The organism is Gandjariella thermophila (assembly GCF_005405885.1).
GTDB classification, from domain to species: Bacteria; Actinomycetota; Actinomycetes; order Mycobacteriales; family Pseudonocardiaceae; genus Gandjariella; species Gandjariella thermophila.
Genome location: NZ_BJFL01000099.1, coordinates 1 through 1,720, shown reverse-complemented (window position 1 = coordinate 1,720; position 1,720 = coordinate 1). Strand labels below are relative to the sequence as shown.

Genomic DNA, 1,720 nt, shown 5'->3' with positions numbered 1-1,720 from the left:
AAGAACTGGAAGATACTTGCCACCGGCTTTCGAGGGCGCCTCGCCGAGCTTCCGAATGTCATCCGAATCGTCACCGCACTGGAGTTCTACCGACTTGGCTGGTAAGGGCTCTGAATAACGCTCCATGGTGACATTGCCTGCCTACGGCCAGCCGGCAAGAACTGACACGGTCATCACCACAGGGCCGGATTCCGTCAAGAGCGCCCCTCCCGACCGGACGATCTACCCGGGCAGCGGCCCGCGTCGTGCGCCAAGCCAGCGGGCCCTTCCCGCGGGTTTCCTGCTCACCGACGCGACCGCCTCGGCGAGTAGTACCGGCGGAAACGAACCGTCCATCGCGGTGAATCCGGCCAACCCGAACCAGATCGTGATTACCCGGTTCAACAACAAGTGGAACAGTGGCGCCGCCGACCTGCTGTATTCTACCGACGCCGGGCACACCTGGACAGAGGAGAATACTATCCCTACCCCGCCCGGCATTGGCGGCACCGCTTTGTGTCCCTGCGACCAGACGGTCGACTACGGACGCGACGGCACACTCTACGGTACTTTCCTCACTTTTGACCCCAACACCAACGCCGCACAGGTTGTCAGCGGCTCGACGGCGAATCCGGCCAGTGCGGCAGCCTGGCAATGGAGGGGCAACCCGGCACAGCTGACCAGCGGCAACCGCACCAATGCCGACCAGCCCTGGCTGCTGGTGAACCGGGACCCGACGACCGCCAGCCAGGACAACGTCTACGTCGCCTACGACGACTTCGCCGGCAGCCCGGACGCGCGGGTGGCCGCCTCCTACGGGGCCCAGCCGCCGAACTTCACCGTCGACAACAAGGCTGGCACCGAGAACCCGCTCGCGACCAACCCCGGTCTGCGCCTGGCCACCGACCCGAGCAACGGCACGATCTATGCGCTGTACGAACAGTCCACGGGCGCGACCCAGCCCAAGACCGTCACCTACAAACTCAACCGCTCAACCGACGGCGGGGCCACCTGGACCCTCAACGGCAACCCCGACGGGTTGACCGTGGACACGGTGCCCAGCGACCAGGCGCCCGGGTACAAATTCGGCACGGTGAACGCGCTGCTCGGCGGCGTTGACCACGCGGCGGTCGACCCGACCAACGGCGACGTCTACGTGGTGTACGGCCAGGACGTCGCCGGCGGTAACCAGATCAAGATCCGGCGACTCACCAGCAACGGAAGCGGTGGTCTCAACGTCGGCCCCGCGACGAACGTCTCCACCGCGACGAACGCGGCGCTGCCGTCCGTCGCGGTATCCACGGACGGATCGATCGGCGTGCTGTACGACACCTACGACGGAAACACTCAGGCCGGATTCCCGATCTTCACCGCCCATTTCGCCCGCAGCACCGATCACGGCGCCACATTCAACGACACGGCGCTACAGTCGTTCCAGTCGCCGGTCACCGACAACGGCGACCCCCGCCAGCGCATCCTCGGCGACTACCAGCAGCTCAAAGCCGTCGGCACGACGTTCTACGGCACCTTCCCCGGCAACACCAGCGGCGTCCCGGCCGCCGGTACCCCGCCCATCGACGCGATGTTCGTCAGTTTCCGCCCGCTCGCGACGAACGTGTCGGTGAACGGCAGCCCGAACCCGGCCGCGCCGAACCAGGCGGTGACGCTGACCGCGACCGTGACCTGCACCGGCGGGGGCGCTGGTGAGCCGGCCGGCACCGTGCAGTTCTTCGACGGTGGG

The 1,720-nt window shown here is 66.7% G+C and carries 1 protein-coding gene; it reads left to right on the top strand.

The window, feature by feature from the left end; genetic code table 11:
- Positions 1-133 precede the first annotated feature (133 nt).
- Positions 134-1,720, top strand: a 1,587-nt coding sequence (locus FFT21_RS28340; RefSeq protein ID WP_137816965.1) for an Ig-like domain-containing protein, incomplete at its 3' end; no start/stop codon positions are given.